The following is a 1,189-nucleotide window of genomic DNA, read 5'->3' as shown; positions in this document are numbered from 1 at the left end:
CAATATTGTAAAAGAAAATTTTAAACAATTAAACCATAAACATTTTTTTAAGTTTAACTTGCATTCTCCTTTAATAAGACTTGATTTTAATAAAGCAAATCGTATTTATACTCATACAAACATAATAGAAGTAATTAAACAAACCTTAGCCTATTACAACACTAAGCTAAATAAAAACATTGATTTTTCTAATATTCATCATATATATGAAACTAAAGAATTGATTTCTCAATACAATGAAAGTGATTTAGAATTTATCACAAGATTAGCACACAATCATGGCATTTATTTTTATGAAGATAAAGATAATATTTATTTTTATGATTTTTATACTCATAAAGGCAAAATAAAAGATATAGTTTTTAATCCTAATATCAACAACCATCTTAATGAAACTTGTATTTACGCACTCAATAAAGAAAAACAAATACAAACTAATGCTTTTACTCATTCTAGTAATAATTCCAAACAACCTTTAAGTTTATATTCCTTAAGCACTAAAGCACAAAATGCCAATACACATTATAATGAGCATTCTTATGAAAGTGAGTATTCCTTTACACAAAATATTAATTTAAAACAATCCCCTACCCTAAAAGAAAAAAGAAACACTATACTTAATAATATACTAAAAGCAAAAAGCAATATTTATCATCTTAGTTTAAATGAAAGTATTAAAATTAATATTCAAGAAGAAACCACCAAAGAATATACCATTATTGCAAAAGAACAAATTTTAATTGATGATGCTATTTTAGCTAATACTATCAATACCAATGATAATTTAAATATTAAAGACTTAAATCTAAGCAAATCTTATACAAATAATTTAACCCTTACCCCATCTTTTTTAACCTTTACACCTAGTTTTAAATCCAAACCAAAACCTCCAATTAATACCATGGGTATAGTTATAGGAGAAGATTCTAATATAGAAAATCAAAGAAATACCATATACACAGATGAATATGGAAGAGTAAAGTAAGGATTAATCTTTATGCTAATCAAGAAGAATTAGATAATAAAACAAACATGTATCACCATAGTCCATTCTTAAGAGTAGCTAGTAATGTAGCAAGCAATCATTCAGGTTTTTACCATACACCTAGAATAGGAGATGAAGTTATTATTTCATTTTTAGATGATGATATAGACAAGCCTTTTATTAGTGGGAGTTTGTATAATGGGG

At 25.0% G+C, this 1,189-nt stretch carries 1 protein-coding gene and 1 pseudogene; both read left to right on the top strand.

The features are described 5' to 3' along the window. Positions 1 to 985, top strand: a 985-nt coding sequence (locus CAMP5053_RS08135) for a contractile injection system protein, VgrG/Pvc8 family (RefSeq protein ID WP_337217635.1), incomplete at its 5' end; no start/stop codon positions are given. A gap of 86 nt (positions 986 to 1,071) precedes the next feature. Further along, positions 1,072 to 1,189: pseudogene (locus CAMP5053_RS08130) on the top strand (phage baseplate assembly protein V); the annotation flags it as partial.

The organism is Campylobacter sp. S4:11 (genome assembly GCF_024723695.1).
GTDB classification, from domain to species: Bacteria; Campylobacterota; Campylobacteria; order Campylobacterales; family Campylobacteraceae; genus Campylobacter_D; species Campylobacter_D jejuni_C.
This window is presented reverse-complemented; position numbering and strand designations above follow the sequence as displayed.